A 14,979-nucleotide genomic window follows, 5' to 3' on the forward strand; every position below is an offset into this window, starting at 1 on the left:
TGCCCTTTGGCTATACTTGACCCATGCGGGCCTTTAAGGCGCACCTCCTGGGCCTGGCGCCGTACCCCTACCAAAAGGTGGAGGCCCCGGTGAAGCTGGACCAGAACGAAAGCCCCTTTGACCTGCCCCTTCCCTTGAAGGAGGAGGCCCTAAGGCGCCTGGCCCGGCTTCCCTGGAACCGCTATCCCGAGATCCATGCTGAGGGTTTGCGAAGGAGGCTAGCCGGCCTCCTGGACTGGCCCGAGGAGGGAATCGTGTTGGCTCCTGGGTCCAACCTCCTCATCCTGGCCCTGGCGGTGGCGGCGGAGGAGGTCTTGGACCTAAGCCCCTCCTTTCCCCACTACGCCCATGCGGCCCGGATGGCGGGAACCCCCTACCGGACGCTGCCCCTTAGGGAAGGGTTTTCCCTTCCCCTGGAAGAGGCCTTGGCCTCCTTCCAAGGCGGGGTCTTCTTCTTGCCCAACCCCCACGCCCCCACCGGGACCTTGTTTGCTGAGGAGGCCCTAAAGGCCTTGGCGGAAAGGGCCAAGGAGGTGGGGGGTCTACTGGTGGTGGACGAGGCCTACCGGGAGTTCGCCGGTACCGACTTCAGCCACCTAGGCCGGGGAAACCCCCATGTGGCCCTCCTGCGCACCTTTTCCAAGGCCTTTTCCCTGGGGGGCATCCGGGCTGGATACCTGCTTGCGGCTCCGGAGGTGGCCCAGGTGGTGCGGGAGTTGCTTCCTCCCTTCGTCCTACCCGCCCATACCGGGGCCATCCTGGAGGTGGTTCTGGAGAACCCGGGGTATGTCGGGGAAGTGGTGGAAACGGTGCGCTCTGAGCGGGAGAGGGTGTATGGGAGGCTTCTTTCCCATCCCACCTGGCGGCCCCATAGGAGCCACACCAACTTCCTCCTGGTGCGCACCCCGGATGCCGCGGAGGCGTTTGGCCACCTGCTTGCCCAGGGGATCCTGGTGCGCCGGCAGGACCACTACCCCGGCCTTTCGGGGTGTATCCGGGTCACGGTGGGCCTCAAGGAGGAGATGGATGCCTTTTTGAAGGCGGCCTTTGAGGTGGCGTATGCGTGAGGCTACGGTGGAGCGGGCCACGGCGGAAACCTGGGTGCGGGTGCGCCTGGGCTTGGATGGGCCCCCAGGGGGCGAGATGGCCACGGGCCTTCCCTTTCTGGACCACATGCTTCTCCAGCTTCAGCGGCATGGCCGCTTCCTCCTGGAGGTGAAGGCCCAGGGGGACCTGGAGGTGGACGTGCACCACCTGGTGGAGGATGTGGGCATCACCCTGGGCCAGGCCCTGAAGGAGGCCCTGGGAGAGGGGATGGGCCTGGAGCGCTACGCCGAGGCCTTCGCCCCCATGGACGAGACCCTGGTGCTTTGCGTGGTGGACCTTTCGGGTAGGCCCCACCTGGAGTACCGCCCCGAGGAATGGCCCCTGGTGGGGGAGGCGGGGGGCGTGAACCACTACCACCTGCGGGAGTTCCTGCGGGGGCTGGTGAACCACGGCCGCCTTACCCTGCACCTGAGGCTCCTTTCCGGCAGGGAGGTGCACCACGTGCTGGAGGCCAGTTTCAAGGCCCTGGCCCGGGCCCTTCACCGGGCGACCCGGATCACGGGGGAGGGGCTTCCCAGCACCAAGGGGGTCCTTTAGGGCATGCAGGCGCTCCTCATTGACTACGGTTCGGGGAATCTCCGGAGTGCGGCCAAGGCCCTGGAGGTGGCCGGCTTCCAGGTGGCCGTCTCCTCGGACCCCCGGGCCCACCTCGAGGCCAGCCTCCTGGTCCTCCCCGGCCAGGGGCATTTCGGCCAGGTCATGCAGGCCTTCCGAAACAGCGGCTTTGTGGACAGGGTCTTGGCCCACCTGGAAAGGGGCCTCCCCTTCCTGGGCATCTGCGTGGGCATGCAGGTCCTCTACCAGGAAAGCGAGGAGGCCCCCGGGGTTAGGGGTTTGGGCCTGGTGCAAGGGGTGGTGAGGCGCTTTCCCCGGGGTCGGGTACCCCAGATGGGCTGGAACCGGGTGCGCTTTGCTGGGGCCTTCCAGGAGCTTTCGGGACGCCACTTTTACTTTGCCAACTCCTACTATGGCCCCCTCACTCCCCATGCCTTGGGCCAGGGGGAGTATGAGGGTACGCCCTTCACCGCCCTCCTGGCCAAGGACAACCTCCTTGCCCCCCAGTTTCACCCGGAAAAAAGCGGGAGGGCCGGGCTGGCCTTCCTGTCCTTAGCCCACCGCTACTTCCAGGTCCTCTAGGCGGATGAGCCTGCCCTGGGCCCCGATGGCAGTGGCGGCCAGGGCCCCGGCCAGGTTGGCCAGCCTGCCCGCCTCCAGGGGGCTCTTTCCGCTCAGAATGGCGTGGGCGAAGGCGGCGGTGTAGGCATCCCCGGCCCCCGTGGAGTCCACGATGTCCTCCACGGGAAAGGGCTCAATGAGCTCCTCCCCTTCCGGGGTGACCACGATGGACCCCAGGGCCCCCACCTTGATGGCCAGATGGTGGAAACCCTCTTCCCGGAGGCGGGCTACCCCCTCGGAAAGGGAGGAAGCCTGGGTCAGGGCCAGGAGCTCCGTCTGGTTCATGAGGAGCCAGCTCACCCCCCGGAGGTAACGCAAAAGCTCCTTGCCCGCTACCCGCACCGCCCCCGTCCCCAGATCGGCGAAGATGGGCATCTCCCGCTTGCGGGCGGCCTCGAGGACCTCCACCGCATAGCTGCGGCTGGGCCCTCCCACCAGGGCGTAGGCGGAGAGGACCACGGCGTCCGCCTGGTCTAGGAAACGGGGCTTGAAGAGGGAGGGATCCAGGTAACGGCTTGCCCCCTCGGCGCTCACCATGGCCCTTTCCCCCCCGGGCACCAAAAGGATCAGCACGGAGCTGGTGGTGTGGTCGGGGTCCTCCTGAAGGTGCCTGAGGTCCACCCCTGCCTCCCGCACCCGGGAAAGGGCCAGCTCCGCGAAGGGGTCCTGCCCCACCCGGCCCGCCAGGTAGACCCGGTGGCCCAGGCTGGCGAGCTGCACCGCCAGGGTGGCTCCGGCGCCTCCTGGTTTCATCAGGGCGCGGCGGGAAGGAACCTCCTCCCCCGGCTCCGGTATGCGCTCTACGAAGAAGAGCAGGTCCACGGAAACGTCGCCCACCACGAAAAACCGCATCTTGCCTCCTTCCCACAAGGCACAGGGTTTGCCCTTACTATAGCCCAAGGGCCCCGTTGCTTTGGGAGGAGTATACCCCGGGGTTATGAGAAGAATGTAACAAGTGGCCCCAAGAGGACGCCTCTACACCCCCTTATACCCTCTCTTCACCATGCCCTCTGGGTGTGAACATACCAGGGCCCCCACCTTGGCGAAAGCCAAGGTGGGGTGGGATTACCGGGGCCCCCACCTTGGCGAAAGCCAAGGTGGGGTGGCATTAAAAGCGCCGATCCACCACCAGGCCTCCTTCCAGCTCCCCCACCAGCTCCACCTCGTCCACCTTTAGGCCCGTGGCCTTGGTGATGGCCTCCAGAAGCCCGGCGGGCACCTTCTCCGCCTTAAGCCGAAGGACCAGCTTGTCCGTGCCCTCCAGCTTGCGTTCCACCACCACCTGGTAGCCCCTGGGGTCCAGGCCGAACCCGCCCAGGATGGGGGCCAGTTCCGTGGGGTAGAACTTTACCCCTTTCACCTTCACCATCTGGTCGGTGCGGCCAAAGACTCCCCGGGGTAGGACGGTGAGGCCTTCCCGCCTCTCGGCGATGGCCAGGTCCCCGGTGCGGAAGCGCACCATGGGCATGAGGGTGCGGCTTAGGGCGGTGACCACCAGCTCCCCCTTTTCCCCGTCGGGCACGGGCTTCAGGGTTTCCGGGTCCAACACCTCCAGCACCGCCATCTCGGGGATCTCCCAAAGGCCATCCTTGGCGGGCTGCTCCCCGGCCACGATCCCCAGCTCGCTGGTGCCATAGGCATCCAGGGCGGTGCACCCCAAAACGGCCTCCACCTTTTCCCGGAAACCGGGGACGGAGGTGAAGGGCTCGCCCCCTGCCAGAAGGAGGGCGAACCGCCCCCCCGCCTGGCCCACCTTGAGGGCGAAGGAGGGGTTGGTGACCAGCACGTCAAAGCCGTAGGCCTGGCCGATCTCGGCGATGCGGCTGGCCTCCCCGGGCCCATGGGGGAAGACCAGGTTCCCCGCCCGCCAAAGGGCTTGGTGGAAGAGCCACCCCCCGGCATACACGTGGTAGCTGAAGGCCACCAGCACCTTTTTCCCCGTGAGGCCAAGCCGCCGGTAGTGTTCCGCCAGGGCCTCGGTCTGGTAACGGAGGTCCTCCTGGGAGAGGTACTCCGGCATCCAGCCCATGAAAGGGCTCGGGGTCAGGTGCATGAGGCTGGCCCCTGTGGGCGGCCTGGGGTTTTCCTTAAGGTAGGCCACCCATTCCTCCCGGGTGGTGGGAGGAAGCTCCCCCAGGTTGTCCAGGGTGACCTCCTCCGGGTGGATCCCCTTAAGCTTCTCCCGGTAGACGGGGTGTTCCCTGGCCGCGCGCACCACCTCTTTGAGCCGAGCGTTCCGGTCCATGGATCGCCTCCTTCCGCTCCCGCAGGGAACACGGGGATTATACCCGCTCAGGAGCCTGGGCCAGGGTGAGGAGATGGGGAAGGTCCTGGGCTAGGCCTTCCCAAGTGTCCCGCCGCAAGGTGATATGCCCCACCTTCCGCCCTGGGCGCACCGCCTTGCCGTACCAGTGGAGGTGGGCTCCGGGAAGGGCGAGGACCTGGGCGAAGTCGGGTCTGTGGCCGATGAGGTTGGCCATGGCGCTATGGCCCCTGGGGGCCGTGCTCCCCAGGGGGAGGCCCAGGAGGGCCCGCAGGTGGTTTTCAAACTGGCCCGTTTCCGCCCCCTCTATGGTCCAGTGGCCGGAGTTGTGGACCCGGGGGGCCATCTCGTTGAAGAGGAGCTCCCCTTCCACCTGGAAAAGCTCCAGGGCCAGAACCCCCACGTACCCCAGGGCCTCCATGGCCTTTTTGGCGTAGGTCTCGGCCTTTTCCTGGAGGGCTTGGGAGGTCCCGGGAGCCGGGGCCAGGGAGAGGCGCAGGATGCCCTCCTGGTGGCGGTTCTCCACCAGGGGGTAGAAGGCCACCTCCCCGGTTCGGCTTCGCACCCCCAGGATGGAGAGCTCCCGGTCAAAGGGGATATGCCCCTCGAGGACCAATCCCCTTCCCCCCAGGGCCTGGAAGGCCTTAGGCGCTTCCTCCCAAGAGCCGATCCGCACCTGTCCTTTGCCGTCGTACCCGCCCCGGCGGGTCTTGAGGAGGGCGGGAAAGCCCAGGGCCCTCAGGCCCTCTTCCAGCTCCTCGAGGCTGTCCACCGGGTGGAAGGGAGGGGTGGGTACCCCCAGGCCTCCCATAAAGGCCTTCTCCGCCAGGCGGTCCTGGGCCACCTCCAGGGCCTTGGGGGGAGGGAATACGGGAAGCCTCTTTGCCAAGAAGCGGGCCGCCTCCACGGGGACGTTCTCAAACTCGTAGGTGACCAGATCAAGCCCCTCGGCAAACCGCTGGAGAAGGGTTTCGTCCAGAAAATCACCCACCAAGAGCTCCCCCACCTGGCGGGCGCAGGCCTCGGGGGAGGGGTCCAGGAAGCGGAAGGAAAGTCCCAAGGGATAGCCGGCCAGGGCCAGCATCCGGCCCAGCTGTCCCCCGCCCAGGATGCCTATCCTCATCCTTCCTCCCGGGGGTCGGGGTGGGCCAAGACGGCTTCGGTCTGGGCCTTGCGGTAGGCCTCGAGGCGCTCCATCACCTGGGGGTGGGAAAGCCCCACGATGCTGGCGGCAAGCAGGGCGGCGTTCACCGCCCCCGCCTTGCCGATGGCCAGGGTGCCCACGGGGACGCCCGCCGGCATCTGCACCATGGAGAGGAGGGAGTCCAGGCCCTTTAAGGCCTTGCTCTCCACCGGTACCCCCAGCACGGGCAGGGGGGTGTGGGCGGCGGTCATCCCCGGGAGGTGGGCCGCCCCACCCGCTCCAGCGATGATCACCAAAAGCCCCCGCTCCTTGGCGGTTTTGGCGTACTCCGCCATGAGGTCCGGGGTGCGGTGGGCGGAGACCACCCGCACCTCATAGGGAACCCCTAGGGCCTCCAGGGTCTCCGCCGCATGGCGCAGGGTTTCCCAGTCAGACTTAGAACCCATGATAACGCCCACCAAAGGCCGCATCGTACCGGATTGTACCAAGCCTTCCCCCTCGTGGTAAAAGGCAGGCCATGGATGCCTTGGAACTGCTTCGGCTCAACCTCCTTTCCCCCATGGTGCTGGCCTTCGCCCTGGGGGTGGCGGCCCGGCTTCTCAAGAGCGACCTGGCCTTTCCCGAGGCCCTGTACACCGCCCTATCCATCTACCTGCTCTTCGCCATTGGCTTCAAAGGGGGGGTGGAGCTTTCCAAGACCCCCGCGGCCACCCTGCTCCTTCCCGCCTTGGCCACCCTGGGCCTGGGGATGTTCCGCCCCCTTTCCAGCTATTTTCTGGCCCGCCGCTTTCTCGCCTTAGGCCGGGTGGATGCTGGGGCCTTGGCCGCCCATTACGGTTCGGTCTCTGCGGTGACCTTTTTGGCGGCCCTCACCTTTGCCCAAGGGGTGGGCCACAGGCCCGAGGGTTTCTTGCCCACCCTGGTGGCCCTTTTGGAGGTGCCGGGTATCGTGGTGGCCCTGCTCTTGGCCAAGCGGGGAGGTGGGAACCTGGGTGAAGCCTTCCAGGAGGTCCTTACCGGGAGGAGCGTGGTCCTCCTGGTGGGAGGGCTTCTCATCGGGGCCCTTTCCGGGGAGGGGGGGATGGACCGGGTAAAACCCTTTTTTGTGGATCCCTTCTATGGGGTCCTCACCCTTTTCCTGCTGGATCTGGGGATGGTGGCGGCCTCGAGGTTCGCGGCCCTTAAACAGGTGGGCTTCCGCCTGGTCCTCTATGGCACCCTCCTGCCCATCTTCCATGGGGCTATCGGGGTGTATCTCGGGCATTGGGTGGGGCTTTCCGTGGGAGGGGCAACGGTTTTGGGGGCCATGGCCGCCAGCAGCAGCTATATCGCCGCCCCCGCTGCCGTGCGCATCGCCTTGCCGGAGGCCAATCCCAGCCTGTACCTCACCGCCAGCTTGGCGGTGACCTTTCCCTTTAACCTGGTCTTGGGCATTCCCATCTACCACGCCTTGGCCCAGTGGATGGGGGGGTGAAGCATGGACCTGGTGCCTTTGAAGCTGGTGACCATCGTGGCGGAAAGCATCCTGGAGAAGAAGCTGGTGGAGGAGATCAAGCGCCTGGGGGCCAAAGGGTACACCATCGTGCCCGCCAGGGGGGAGGGTTCTAGGGGCATGCGCAGCCTGGACTGGGAGGGGCAGAACATCCGCTTGGAGACCATCGTCCCTGAGGAGGTGGCCCTCCGCATCCTAGCCCGGCTGCAGGAGGCCTACTTCCCCCACTATGCCGTGATCGCCTATGTGGAGAACGTTTGGGTAGTGCGGGGGGAGAAATACGTGTAGGCGGGATTCAAGGCGCTTTAGTCCCCAGGCTTTCGCCGCAAAAGGGCAAGGGCAAGCAGCAGGAGGAGGACGGGCCACAGCAGCCAAGCGGGGAGCCTTTCCCCCACCAAGTAGGCTAGGAGCACCAGGCCTTGGGTCCAAAGAAGGCTTCCCAGGGCGGCGAGGGCCAGGTAGGGTAGCCAGGGAAAGCCCATGGCCCCCAGCAGGATGGGCACGGCGGTGCGAAGGCCCGGTACAAAGGGGGCTAGGAGCAAGGCCGGGGGGCCGAAGCGGTTGAGGAACCGGTTGGCTCGTTGCCTAAGCCTCTCCGGAAACCGCTTCAGCAGTTTGGGACCCAGGATCCGCCCCAACCCGTACCCCAGGCCATGGCCCAGGAAGCTTTCCAAAAAGAGAAGGGGAAGCAGGGGAAAGAGGCTTAGCTTTTCCTTTCCCGCCAGGGCTCCCAAGGCCAGGAGCAGGGTATCCCCTCCGGGCACGAAGACGCCTAAGGGAAAGCCCACTTCCAAGAGCAGGAGGAGGGCTGGCAATAGATACGCCCAGAGGCTCATCTCAGGAGGGTTGGACCGCCGGCTTACGCAGGGCCCAGAGGCTTCCCAAAAGGAGCACCCCCAGGATGAAGAGGCTAAAGGTCTCCTTGTCCAGGCCCACCACCAGCTCGGGGCGGTGGAGGACCTCCTTCATCAGCTTGTCCCAGCCGCCCACGAGGAGCTTAACCCCGGCAAGCCCCACCACCCCATAGGCCAGGTGCTTGAACCGGGGGTAGCGGTCCAGAAGGGAGACCACCAGGCTAGCCAGCACCCTCAGGGCCAGGATGCCCAGGAAGACCCCGGTGTAGATGACCCAAAGCTTGTCGGAAAGGGCCACGGCCACCAGCACCGAGTCCACGGCAAAGGCCAGGTCCATGACCTCCACCTGGGCTACCGTCTTCCAGAACTGGGTGGCGCTCACCGCTAGGGGAGGTGGGGCGTGGGCGTCCTCAGGTTTCAGGAAGTGCCGGAGGGCGATGTAGAGGAGATAGGCCGCCCCCAGGACCTGGACCCACCAAAGCTTGATGACCAAGGCGGCGAAGAAAAGGGCCAGGCCCCGAAGCACGTAGGCCCCCAGGATGCCGTAGAAAAGGGCTTTTCGCCTCAGGTGAACGGGTAGCTTTTGGACGATGACCCCCAGGATCAGGGCGTTATCGGCGGAGAGGATTACCTCCAGGGCCACCAGGATGAGGATCACCGAGAGAACGCTACCTTCCATGTCAACCTCCCAAAAAAGGAAGACCACCGCCATGGCGGTGGTCTCGCCCGGGCTTTCTGCCCCCAGCCTCCCGGGGTGTGGACCCGTCCTGACGGAAGGCTGGTATTGGGGCTACTCCCCAACCGGGGATATTGTGGCACATTTGCCCTCTTTTATCCAGGGGGGAAGGTGAGCTTGGCTAGGCAAAGGGTGGGAAGGCGGGGTATCCTTGGGGGTATGGACGAGCGCCAGGAAGCCTTGCCCCAAGGGGAAGGGCCAGCTGGGGAGGGTTTGCCCACCAAGGAGCAGGTCCTCGAGGCCCTGAAGGTGGTCTATGACCCCGAGATTCCCGTGAACATCGTGGACCTGGGTCTGGTCTACGACGTGGAAATCCACGAAAACGGGGTGGTGGACCTCACCATGACCCTCACCGCCATCGGCTGTCCGGCCCAGGACATGGTGAAGGCCGATGCGGAGATGGCGGTGATGCGCCTGCCCGGGGTACAGGGGGTGAACGTGGAGTTCGTCTGGACCCCTCCCTGGACCCCTGCCCGCATGACCGAGGAGGGCAAGCGCATGATGCGGATGTTTGGCTTCAACGTGTAGGCGGCCTACCCCTTTCCCTGCCTCGCCGGAAGGGGCTTCCCCCATCCTGGCGGCTTCACCCAAGGCTGCCCTCTTCCGTCTTGCCCCGGGCCTGGCCTAGGCGCACCACCACGGTATCGGCGATGAGGTCGTGCCAGGCCTGGCGCCGGGGATGGAAGAAGGCCCAGAGGTAGCCCAGGAGAAGGGGGAGGGTGGAGAGGGTCTTGCCGATCACCTCCCGCATGAAGGCGGTGAGCCAGTCCACGGGTTGGCCGTCCGTGCGGACCACCCTGAGGCCCAAGGCCATTTTTCCTGGGGTGGCCCCATACAAAGCGGTGAAGATCACGTAGTAGGCCCAGCTGGGTAGCCAGTTGAAGAGGAAATCCTGGAGGAAGGTGGTGCTTGCCGTCAAGGGGTTGATACCGGCAAGGGACATTAAAAGAAAACTCAGGGGCACCAGGATAAGCCCGTCTATGAGGGAGGCTAGGAGCCGGCGCCAGGGGCTTGCGATCACCATAGGCCACCCCCCAGGTAGCGGTACTCGAGGCGGAACCCTTTCTGGCTGAGCCAGGAAACCAGCTGCTCGGTTTCCGAGGAAAGGCCCAGGGGAAGGCTCTCGCCCAGGAGCTCGTCCAGAAGTCCCTTGGGTTTTGTATAACGCACCAGGCGAAACTCCGCCAGGCCGGCCAGCTCTGCAGCGCGCCTGGCGGCGTCCTCCAGGTAGCCTTCCCGGTCCGCAAGTCCCAGGGCGATGGCCTGGGCTCCCGTGTAGATGCGGCCATCGGCCAGGAGCCGCACCCTCTCCGGGGAAAGGCGCCTTCCTTCGCTAACCCTGGCCAGGAAAAGCCGGTACGCCTCCCGCATATAGCCCTGGAGGATGGCTTGCTCCTCGGGGGTGAGGGGCCTTAGGCCAGAACCCATGTCCTTGAACCTTCCTTCCTTGAGAACCTCCACTTGGACGCCCAGTTTGGCCAACAGACCCTGGACCTGGGGGAGGGTGGCGATGACCCCGATGGAGCCGGTGATGGCCGTGGCCGGGGTAAGGATTTCCTGGGCGGCGGTGGCCACATAGTAGCCCCCGCTGGCGGCCACCGTGCCGAAGGCGGCCACCAGGGGCTTTGCCTGGGCCAGGCCCTTTAGGGCCCGGTGGATGGCCTCGGTTTCCGTTACGCTACCCCCAGGGCTATTCACGAAGAGGACGGCGGCCCGGATGCTTTGGTCCTCCCGGGCCTGGCGGATCTTGGAGAGGAGGTCCTCGAGGTCTTTCCCCGCGGGGATGCTCCCCACCACTTCCAGGAGGACCACTTTTTCGCCGCGGCCATATAGGGGGGTTTCCCGCCAGGGATGGCCGTTTTCCCGGGATTGGGTTAGGCGCCCCAGGCCCACCACCAGAAGGGCCACCGTCAGGAAAAGGAGAAGGGCTAGCCAACGCTTTCGGTTCATGGTTCCAAGGTAGCACAAGGGTATGCTGGGCCTGTGCTTAGGGTGGTGGTCAAGCCGGGAAAGGAGAGGAAGGTCCGCAACTTCTACCCCAACCTCTATCGGGATGAGCTGGAGGAGATGCCTTCCCAAGCAGGGGTGGCGGAGGCGGTGGCTACCGATGGGAGCTTTGTGGCGGTGGGCTACCTGGACCCCGGTTCCCGCATCCCTTTCCGGGCTTACCGCTTTGACCCTGGGCCGCTGGACCGGGCCTTTTTTCTAGCCCGCTTTCAGCGGGCCCTCAGGAGGCGGGAAGGGATGGGCCCAAGCTACCGCCTGGTGCACGGGGAGGCGGACGGGCTTCCTGGGCTGGTGGTGGACCGTTTTGGGGAGGTGTTGGTCCTCCAGGTCCGTACCCGGGGGATGGAGGCCTTAAGGGGGGTGTGGTTTCCGGCCCTTCTGGAGGTTGTGTCCCCCAAGGGGGTTTATGAGCGAAGCGATGTGGAGGCCAGGAGGCAGGAAGGCCTTCCCGAGAGGGTAGGGGTGGTCTATGGGGAGGTGCCTGGGGTTTTGGAGGTGGAGGAGGATGGCCTCCTCTTTCCCATTCCCCTGGTCCTGGCCCAGAAGACGGGGTTTTACCTGGACCAGCGGGAAAACCGCCGCCTTTTTGAAGGCCTGGTGCGCCCAGGGGAGAGGGTGTTGGACGTCTATAGCTACGTGGGGGGCTTTGCCCTCAGGGCTGCCCGGAAAGGGGCCTACGCCCTGGCAGTGGACAAGGACCTCGAGGCCCTCTCCGTCCTGGACCGGGCGGCCATGCGGCTGAGCCTTAGGGTGGACATCCGCCACGGGGAGGCCCTGGAGGTGCTGAGGGGTCTTCAAGGGCCTTTCCACCACATCCTCTTGGACCCGCCCACCCTGGTGAAGCGTCCGGATGAGGTTTCCCCCATGAAGCGGCACCTGGTGGACCTCCTGCGGGAGGCCTTGCGCCTCTTGGCCCCCGAGGGGTACCTCTGGCTTTCCACGTGTAGCTACTACCTAAAGGCGGACGACCTTCTGGAGGTGGCCCGGCGGGCGGCCGCCGACCGGGGGATGCGCCTTAGGGTGCACGGCCTCACCTACCAGCCCCAGGACCATCCCTGGAGCCTGCACGTGCCGGAAAGCCTCTACCTGAAGACCCTCATCCTGCAGGAGGATGCCCTATAGGGTCTAGCAGAAGGCCGGTTGGGCCCTGGTATGATGAGCAGGGAAGCACCTTTGGGGTGCAGAAAAGGAGGCCGGATATGGAAGTGGCAAGGGGTTTGGAGGGCGTGCTCTTCACGGAAAGCCGGATGTGCTTCATTGACGGGGAGGCGGGCCGCCTCTACTACTACGGCATCCCCATCCAGGAGCTGGCGGAGAAGAGCACCTTTGAGGAGACCACCTTTCTTCTGCTACACGGGAGACTTCCCAAAGGGGAAGAGCTGGAGGCCTTCAAGCGAGAGCTAGCCCGAAGGCGGGCCTTGCCGGATCACCTTCTGGAGTCCTTCCGCCGGTATCCCCTAGGGGCCCATCCCATGAGCTTCCTGCGCACGGCGGTTTCCGAGCTGGGGATGCTGGATCCCACCGAGGGGGAGATCTCCCAAGAGGCCCTCTACGGTAAGGGGCTAGACCTCATCGCCAAGTTCGCCACCATCGTGGCCGCCAACAAGCGCTTAAGGGAGGGCAAGGAGCCCCTCCCTCCCCGGGAGGACCTTTCCCACGCCGCCAACTTTTTGTATATGGCCAACGGGGTGGAGCCCTCCAAGGAGCAGGAGCGCCTCATGGACGCTGCCCTCATCCTGCACGCGGAGCACGGCTTTAACGCCAGCACCTTTACCGCCATCGCCGCCTTTTCCACGGAAACCGACCTCTACTCGGCCATCACCGCCGCCGTGGCCTCCCTCAAGGGCCCCAGGCACGGCGGGGCCAACGAGGCGGTGATGAAGATGATCCAGGAGATCGGCACCCCGGAAAGGGCCCGGGACTGGGTGCGGGAGAAGCTGGCCAAAAAGGAGCGCATCATGGGCATGGGCCACCGGGTCTATAAGGCCTTTGACCCCAGGGCCGGGGTCCTGGAGCGCCTGGCCCGCATCGTGGCGGAAACCCACGGGCATTCCACCGAGTACCAGATCCTGAAGATCGTGGAGGAGGAGGCGGGGAAGGTTCTGAACCCCAGGGGCATCTACCCCAACGTGGACTTCTATTCCGGGGTGGTCTACTCGGACCTGGGCTTTGGCCTGGAGTTCTTTACCCCCATCTTCGCCGTGGCCCGCATCTCCGGCTGGGTGGGGCACATCTTGGAGTACAAGGCTCTGGATAACCGCCTTCTCAGGCCGGATGCCAAGTACATCGGTGAGCTGGGCGTGCCCTACGTGCCCTTGGAGGCCCGGGCTTAAGGGCGTTGGGGAGGCGGGGGCCCAATCCCACCCCACCTTGGCGGAAGCCAAGGTGGGGACCCTGGTTAATCCCTGCACAGGCCACGCCCTCCAGCGCCCCCGGAGGGCAATGGGGTGGGGAAGCCAAGCGCTTCCTAAAGGCCGGTCTATAGGCCGCAAAAGGCCTCATAATCCATCAGTTCCCGCTGGGTGGGATGGTCCCCACACACCGGGCAGGCGGGGTTGCGGCGTAGGGATAGCCTACGGAACTGGCCTTCCAGGGCGTCGTAGAGGACCAAAGACCCGGCTAGGGGTTTTCCGATACCCAGGAGCACCTTGAGGGCCTCCGCGGCCATGAGGCTTCCCACCACCGCCGGCAAAACCCCAAAAACCCCCGCCTCGGCACAGGAGGGAACGCTTCCCGGGGGAGGGGGCTTGGGGAAGAGGCAACGGTAGCAGGGTCCCATCTCCCCTTCGGGGGTGGGGTGGTGGAAGACCGCCATCTGGCCGTCAAACTGGTAGATGGCCCCGTAGACCAAGGGTTTTCCCAGAAACACGCAAGCGTCGTTGACCAGGTAGCGGGTGGGGAAGTTGTCGGAGGCGTCCACCACCAGGTCATAGGGGCTCAGGATCTCCAAGGCGTTTTCCGAGGTGAGGCGCACGGGGTAGGGGTCTATCTGCACCCAGGGGTTGAGGGCAACCAGGCGCTCCTTGGCGGCCAGGGCCTTGGGCTTGCCCACGTCCTCCGTGGTGTAGAGCACCTGGCGGTGGAGGTTGGAAACCTCCACCCGGTCCATCTCCACGATGCCGATCCGGCCTACCCCGGCTGCCACCAGATACTGCAGGACGGGAACCCCAAGCCCTCCGGCCCCCACCACCACCACGGAGGAGCCCTTCAGCCTTTCCTGCCCCTCGGGCCCCACCTGGGGCAGGATCATCTGCCGGTGGTACCGATCCAGCTCCTCTTTGGTCCACATGCCTAGGCCTCCCGGGTGCCGAAGCCGGGGGGCAGGAAATCGGGGTAGTCGGGGTTGCCCTTGCGGTCGGGAGCCTTGGGAATGAGGTCCGAGGGGTGAGGTTCCCCTTTGCGGCAGTAAGGGCAGTCGTGGCGCACCTTGTAGCGCACGGGTCTGGCGGGTATGCCCAGGGCGATGGCGTGGGGGGGGACATCCTTGGTGACAATGGCCCCCGTGCCCACCATGGCATCGTCCCCAATGCGCACCCCGGCCAGGATGGTGGCGTGGTAGGTGATGCGTACCCCGCTGCCGATGATGGTTTCCTTAAGGGTCACGTCGGGGGAGGCCAGGACGTGGTGGGTGTGGCTGTAGACGTTCACGTAGTCGGAAAGGGAGGTGCGGTCCCCGATTTTTATCCCCCCGATGTCGTCCAAGAGCACGTAGCGGTGGACCACCACGTCATCGCCCAGCTCCAGGTTGTAGCCCACGGAAAACTCCACGTTCTGGAAGAACTTGGGGTTTTTGCCCACCCGTTTGAAGATAAAGGGGGCTAAGGCCCGGCGGATGGCCACCCCCGAGTGCACCGACTGGCCGATGGGGGTGAGGTCCAAAACCTTCCAGAACCAGAGGAGGGGCTTCACCTTTTGGAACTTCTCCTGGTCGGTGGCGGCGTAGTACTCGGCTTCAAAGGTGATGCCCTCGGGGTCTAGCCCCATGGCGGCCAAGGGGCTTAGCTCCAAGAGCTCCGCATAGGGCCGGCCATAGAGGAGGCGGGCCAGCTCCTCCCGCACCAGGGCGCTCCGGTCCACGCTGGGGTCGGAAAGCCTTTCCACCAGACCCCCAAGGAAACGCTCCAGGGCCTTTTCCTGAAGGGGGGCGATGCCTCGAGGAAGGAGCCAGGGCATAGGGTTATGGTAACCGGAAAAGGCCAA

The 14,979-nt window shown here is 65.4% G+C and carries 18 protein-coding genes; 8 read left to right on the forward strand and 10 right to left on the reverse strand.

Features of this window, described 5'->3' with window-relative positions; translation table 11 throughout:
* Window positions 1-23: 23 nt before the first annotated feature.
* The 3 genes from L0D16_RS03630 to hisH are packed head-to-tail and all read left to right on the forward strand — an operon-like array spanning window position 24 to window position 2,244.
* Window positions 24-1,067, forward strand: coding sequence for a pyridoxal phosphate-dependent aminotransferase (locus tag L0D16_RS03630; RefSeq protein WP_243030087.1), 1,044 nt, complete (start codon window positions 24-26; stop codon window positions 1,065-1,067).
* Complete coding sequence (hisB, locus tag L0D16_RS03635; RefSeq protein WP_243030088.1) at window positions 1,060-1,644, forward strand: imidazoleglycerol-phosphate dehydratase HisB; 585 nt, start codon at window positions 1,060-1,062, stop codon at window positions 1,642-1,644. Before L0D16_RS03630 ends, hisB begins: the two co-directional genes overlap by 8 nt.
* A 3-nt stretch (window positions 1,645-1,647) precedes the next feature.
* On the forward strand, window positions 1,648-2,244 hold the full coding sequence (gene hisH / locus L0D16_RS03640) for an imidazole glycerol phosphate synthase subunit HisH (RefSeq protein WP_243030089.1): 597 nt from the start codon (window positions 1,648-1,650) through the stop codon (window positions 2,242-2,244).
* On the opposite strand, the gene L0D16_RS03645 is transcribed toward hisH, so the two are convergent.
* From L0D16_RS03645 to purE, 4 genes are all read right to left on the reverse strand, one after another.
* Window positions 2,215-3,135 (reverse strand): carbohydrate kinase family protein, encoded by a 921-nt coding sequence (locus tag L0D16_RS03645; protein WP_243030090.1) that lies wholly within the window; start codon window positions 3,133-3,135, stop codon window positions 2,215-2,217. The genes hisH and L0D16_RS03645 overlap by 30 nt on opposite strands.
* A gap of 256 nt (window positions 3,136-3,391) precedes the next feature.
* Window positions 3,392-4,528, reverse strand: a complete 1,137-nt coding sequence (locus L0D16_RS03650; protein WP_243030091.1) for a phenylacetate--CoA ligase family protein — start codon at window positions 4,526-4,528, stop codon at window positions 3,392-3,394.
* Between the two features lie 37 nt (window positions 4,529-4,565).
* Complete coding sequence (locus L0D16_RS03655) at window positions 4,566-5,669, reverse strand: 5-(carboxyamino)imidazole ribonucleotide synthase (protein ID WP_243030092.1); 1,104 nt, start codon at window positions 5,667-5,669, stop codon at window positions 4,566-4,568.
* Window positions 5,666-6,160, reverse strand: a complete 495-nt coding sequence (gene purE, locus L0D16_RS03660) for a 5-(carboxyamino)imidazole ribonucleotide mutase (protein ID WP_243028589.1) — start codon at window positions 6,158-6,160, stop codon at window positions 5,666-5,668. The genes L0D16_RS03655 and purE overlap by 4 nt, the downstream gene beginning before the upstream one ends.
* A 47-nt stretch (window positions 6,161-6,207) precedes the next feature.
* Here purE and L0D16_RS03665 point away from each other — a divergent pair, with 47 nt between their 5' ends.
* Both L0D16_RS03665 and L0D16_RS03670 read left to right on the forward strand, forming a co-directional pair.
* The gene (locus tag L0D16_RS03665) at window positions 6,208-7,164 is read left to right on the forward strand and encodes a sodium-dependent bicarbonate transport family permease (RefSeq protein ID WP_243030093.1); all 957 of its coding nucleotides are present in this window, start codon (window positions 6,208-6,210) and stop codon (window positions 7,162-7,164) included.
* 3 nt (window positions 7,165-7,167) lie between these two features.
* Window positions 7,168-7,470, forward strand: coding sequence for a P-II family nitrogen regulator (locus tag L0D16_RS03670; protein WP_243030094.1), 303 nt, complete (start codon window positions 7,168-7,170; stop codon window positions 7,468-7,470).
* 17 nt (window positions 7,471-7,487) lie between these two features.
* Here L0D16_RS03670 and L0D16_RS03675 read toward each other — a convergent pair whose 3' ends face one another.
* Window positions 7,488-8,018: a DedA family protein gene (locus tag L0D16_RS03675; protein ID WP_243030095.1), complete on the reverse strand. Its 531-nt coding sequence runs from the start codon at window positions 8,016-8,018 to the stop codon at window positions 7,488-7,490.
* Between the two features lies 1 nt (window position 8,019).
* A complete protein-coding gene (locus L0D16_RS03680; RefSeq protein WP_243030096.1) occupies window positions 8,020-8,715 on the reverse strand; it encodes a TerC family protein in 696 nt (231 codons plus the stop codon).
* Between the two features lie 216 nt (window positions 8,716-8,931).
* Here L0D16_RS03680 and L0D16_RS03685 point away from each other — a divergent pair, with 216 nt between their 5' ends.
* Window positions 8,932-9,300, forward strand: a complete 369-nt coding sequence (locus tag L0D16_RS03685; protein WP_243030097.1) for a metal-sulfur cluster assembly factor — start codon at window positions 8,932-8,934, stop codon at window positions 9,298-9,300.
* Window positions 9,301-9,355: 55 nt separating this feature from the next.
* On the opposite strand, the gene L0D16_RS03690 is transcribed toward L0D16_RS03685, so the two are convergent.
* The gene (locus tag L0D16_RS03690; protein ID WP_243030098.1) at window positions 9,356-9,796 is read right to left on the reverse strand and encodes an RDD family protein; all 441 of its coding nucleotides are present in this window, start codon (window positions 9,794-9,796) and stop codon (window positions 9,356-9,358) included.
* Window positions 9,790-10,722 (reverse strand): signal peptide peptidase SppA, encoded by a 933-nt coding sequence (sppA, locus tag L0D16_RS03695; RefSeq protein WP_243030099.1) that lies wholly within the window; start codon window positions 10,720-10,722, stop codon window positions 9,790-9,792. The genes L0D16_RS03690 and sppA overlap by 7 nt, the downstream gene beginning before the upstream one ends.
* A gap of 33 nt (window positions 10,723-10,755) precedes the next feature.
* On the opposite strand from sppA, the gene L0D16_RS03700 reads away from it, so the two are divergent.
* Complete coding sequence (locus tag L0D16_RS03700) at window positions 10,756-11,901, forward strand: class I SAM-dependent rRNA methyltransferase (protein WP_243030100.1); 1,146 nt, start codon at window positions 10,756-10,758, stop codon at window positions 11,899-11,901.
* A 77-nt stretch (window positions 11,902-11,978) separates the two neighbouring features.
* Complete coding sequence (locus L0D16_RS03705; protein WP_243030101.1) at window positions 11,979-13,112, forward strand: citrate synthase/methylcitrate synthase; 1,134 nt, start codon at window positions 11,979-11,981, stop codon at window positions 13,110-13,112.
* Between the two features lie 146 nt (window positions 13,113-13,258).
* Here L0D16_RS03705 and L0D16_RS03710 read toward each other — a convergent pair whose 3' ends face one another.
* Window positions 13,259-14,068, reverse strand: coding sequence for a HesA/MoeB/ThiF family protein (locus tag L0D16_RS03710; protein WP_243030102.1), 810 nt, complete (start codon window positions 14,066-14,068; stop codon window positions 13,259-13,261).
* 2 nt (window positions 14,069-14,070) lie between these two features.
* The gene (locus L0D16_RS03715) at window positions 14,071-14,952 is read right to left on the reverse strand and encodes an acyltransferase (RefSeq protein ID WP_243030103.1); all 882 of its coding nucleotides are present in this window, start codon (window positions 14,950-14,952) and stop codon (window positions 14,071-14,073) included.
* Between the last annotated feature and the right edge of the window lie 27 nt (window positions 14,953-14,979).

This window comes from Thermus altitudinis (assembly GCF_022760835.1).
Classification (GTDB): domain Bacteria; phylum Deinococcota; class Deinococci; order Deinococcales; family Thermaceae; genus Thermus; species Thermus altitudinis.

Coding starts and splice junctions, on each gene's coding strand:
- L0D16_RS03630 (WP_243030087.1), top strand. CDS start 24: ATGCGGGCCTTTAAGGCGCACCTCCTGGGCCTGGCGCCGTACCCCTAC.
- hisB (WP_243030088.1), top strand. CDS start 1,060: ATGCGTGAGGCTACGGTGGAGCGGGCCACGGCGGAAACCTGGGTGCGG.
- hisH (WP_243030089.1), top strand. CDS start 1,648: ATGCAGGCGCTCCTCATTGACTACGGTTCGGGGAATCTCCGGAGTGCG.
- L0D16_RS03645 (WP_243030090.1), bottom strand. CDS start 3,135: ATGCGGTTTTTCGTGGTGGGCGACGTTTCCGTGGACCTGCTCTTCTTC.
- L0D16_RS03650 (WP_243030091.1), bottom strand. CDS start 4,528: ATGGACCGGAACGCTCGGCTCAAAGAGGTGGTGCGCGCGGCCAGGGAA.
- L0D16_RS03655 (WP_243030092.1), bottom strand. CDS start 5,669: ATGAGGATAGGCATCCTGGGCGGGGGACAGCTGGGCCGGATGCTGGCC.
- purE (WP_243028589.1), bottom strand. CDS start 6,160: ATGCGGCCTTTGGTGGGCGTTATCATGGGTTCTAAGTCTGACTGGGAA.
- L0D16_RS03665 (WP_243030093.1), top strand. CDS start 6,208: ATGGATGCCTTGGAACTGCTTCGGCTCAACCTCCTTTCCCCCATGGTG.
- L0D16_RS03670 (WP_243030094.1), top strand. CDS start 7,168: ATGGACCTGGTGCCTTTGAAGCTGGTGACCATCGTGGCGGAAAGCATC.
- L0D16_RS03675 (WP_243030095.1), bottom strand. CDS start 8,018: ATGAGCCTCTGGGCGTATCTATTGCCAGCCCTCCTCCTGCTCTTGGAA.
- L0D16_RS03680 (WP_243030096.1), bottom strand. CDS start 8,715: ATGGAAGGTAGCGTTCTCTCGGTGATCCTCATCCTGGTGGCCCTGGAG.
- L0D16_RS03685 (WP_243030097.1), top strand. CDS start 8,932: ATGGACGAGCGCCAGGAAGCCTTGCCCCAAGGGGAAGGGCCAGCTGGG.
- L0D16_RS03690 (WP_243030098.1), bottom strand. CDS start 9,796: ATGGTGATCGCAAGCCCCTGGCGCCGGCTCCTAGCCTCCCTCATAGAC.
- sppA (WP_243030099.1), bottom strand. CDS start 10,722: ATGAACCGAAAGCGTTGGCTAGCCCTTCTCCTTTTCCTGACGGTGGCC.
- L0D16_RS03705 (WP_243030101.1), top strand. CDS start 11,979: ATGGAAGTGGCAAGGGGTTTGGAGGGCGTGCTCTTCACGGAAAGCCGG.
- L0D16_RS03710 (WP_243030102.1), bottom strand. CDS start 14,068: ATGTGGACCAAAGAGGAGCTGGATCGGTACCACCGGCAGATGATCCTG.
- L0D16_RS03715 (WP_243030103.1), bottom strand. CDS start 14,952: ATGCCCTGGCTCCTTCCTCGAGGCATCGCCCCCCTTCAGGAAAAGGCC.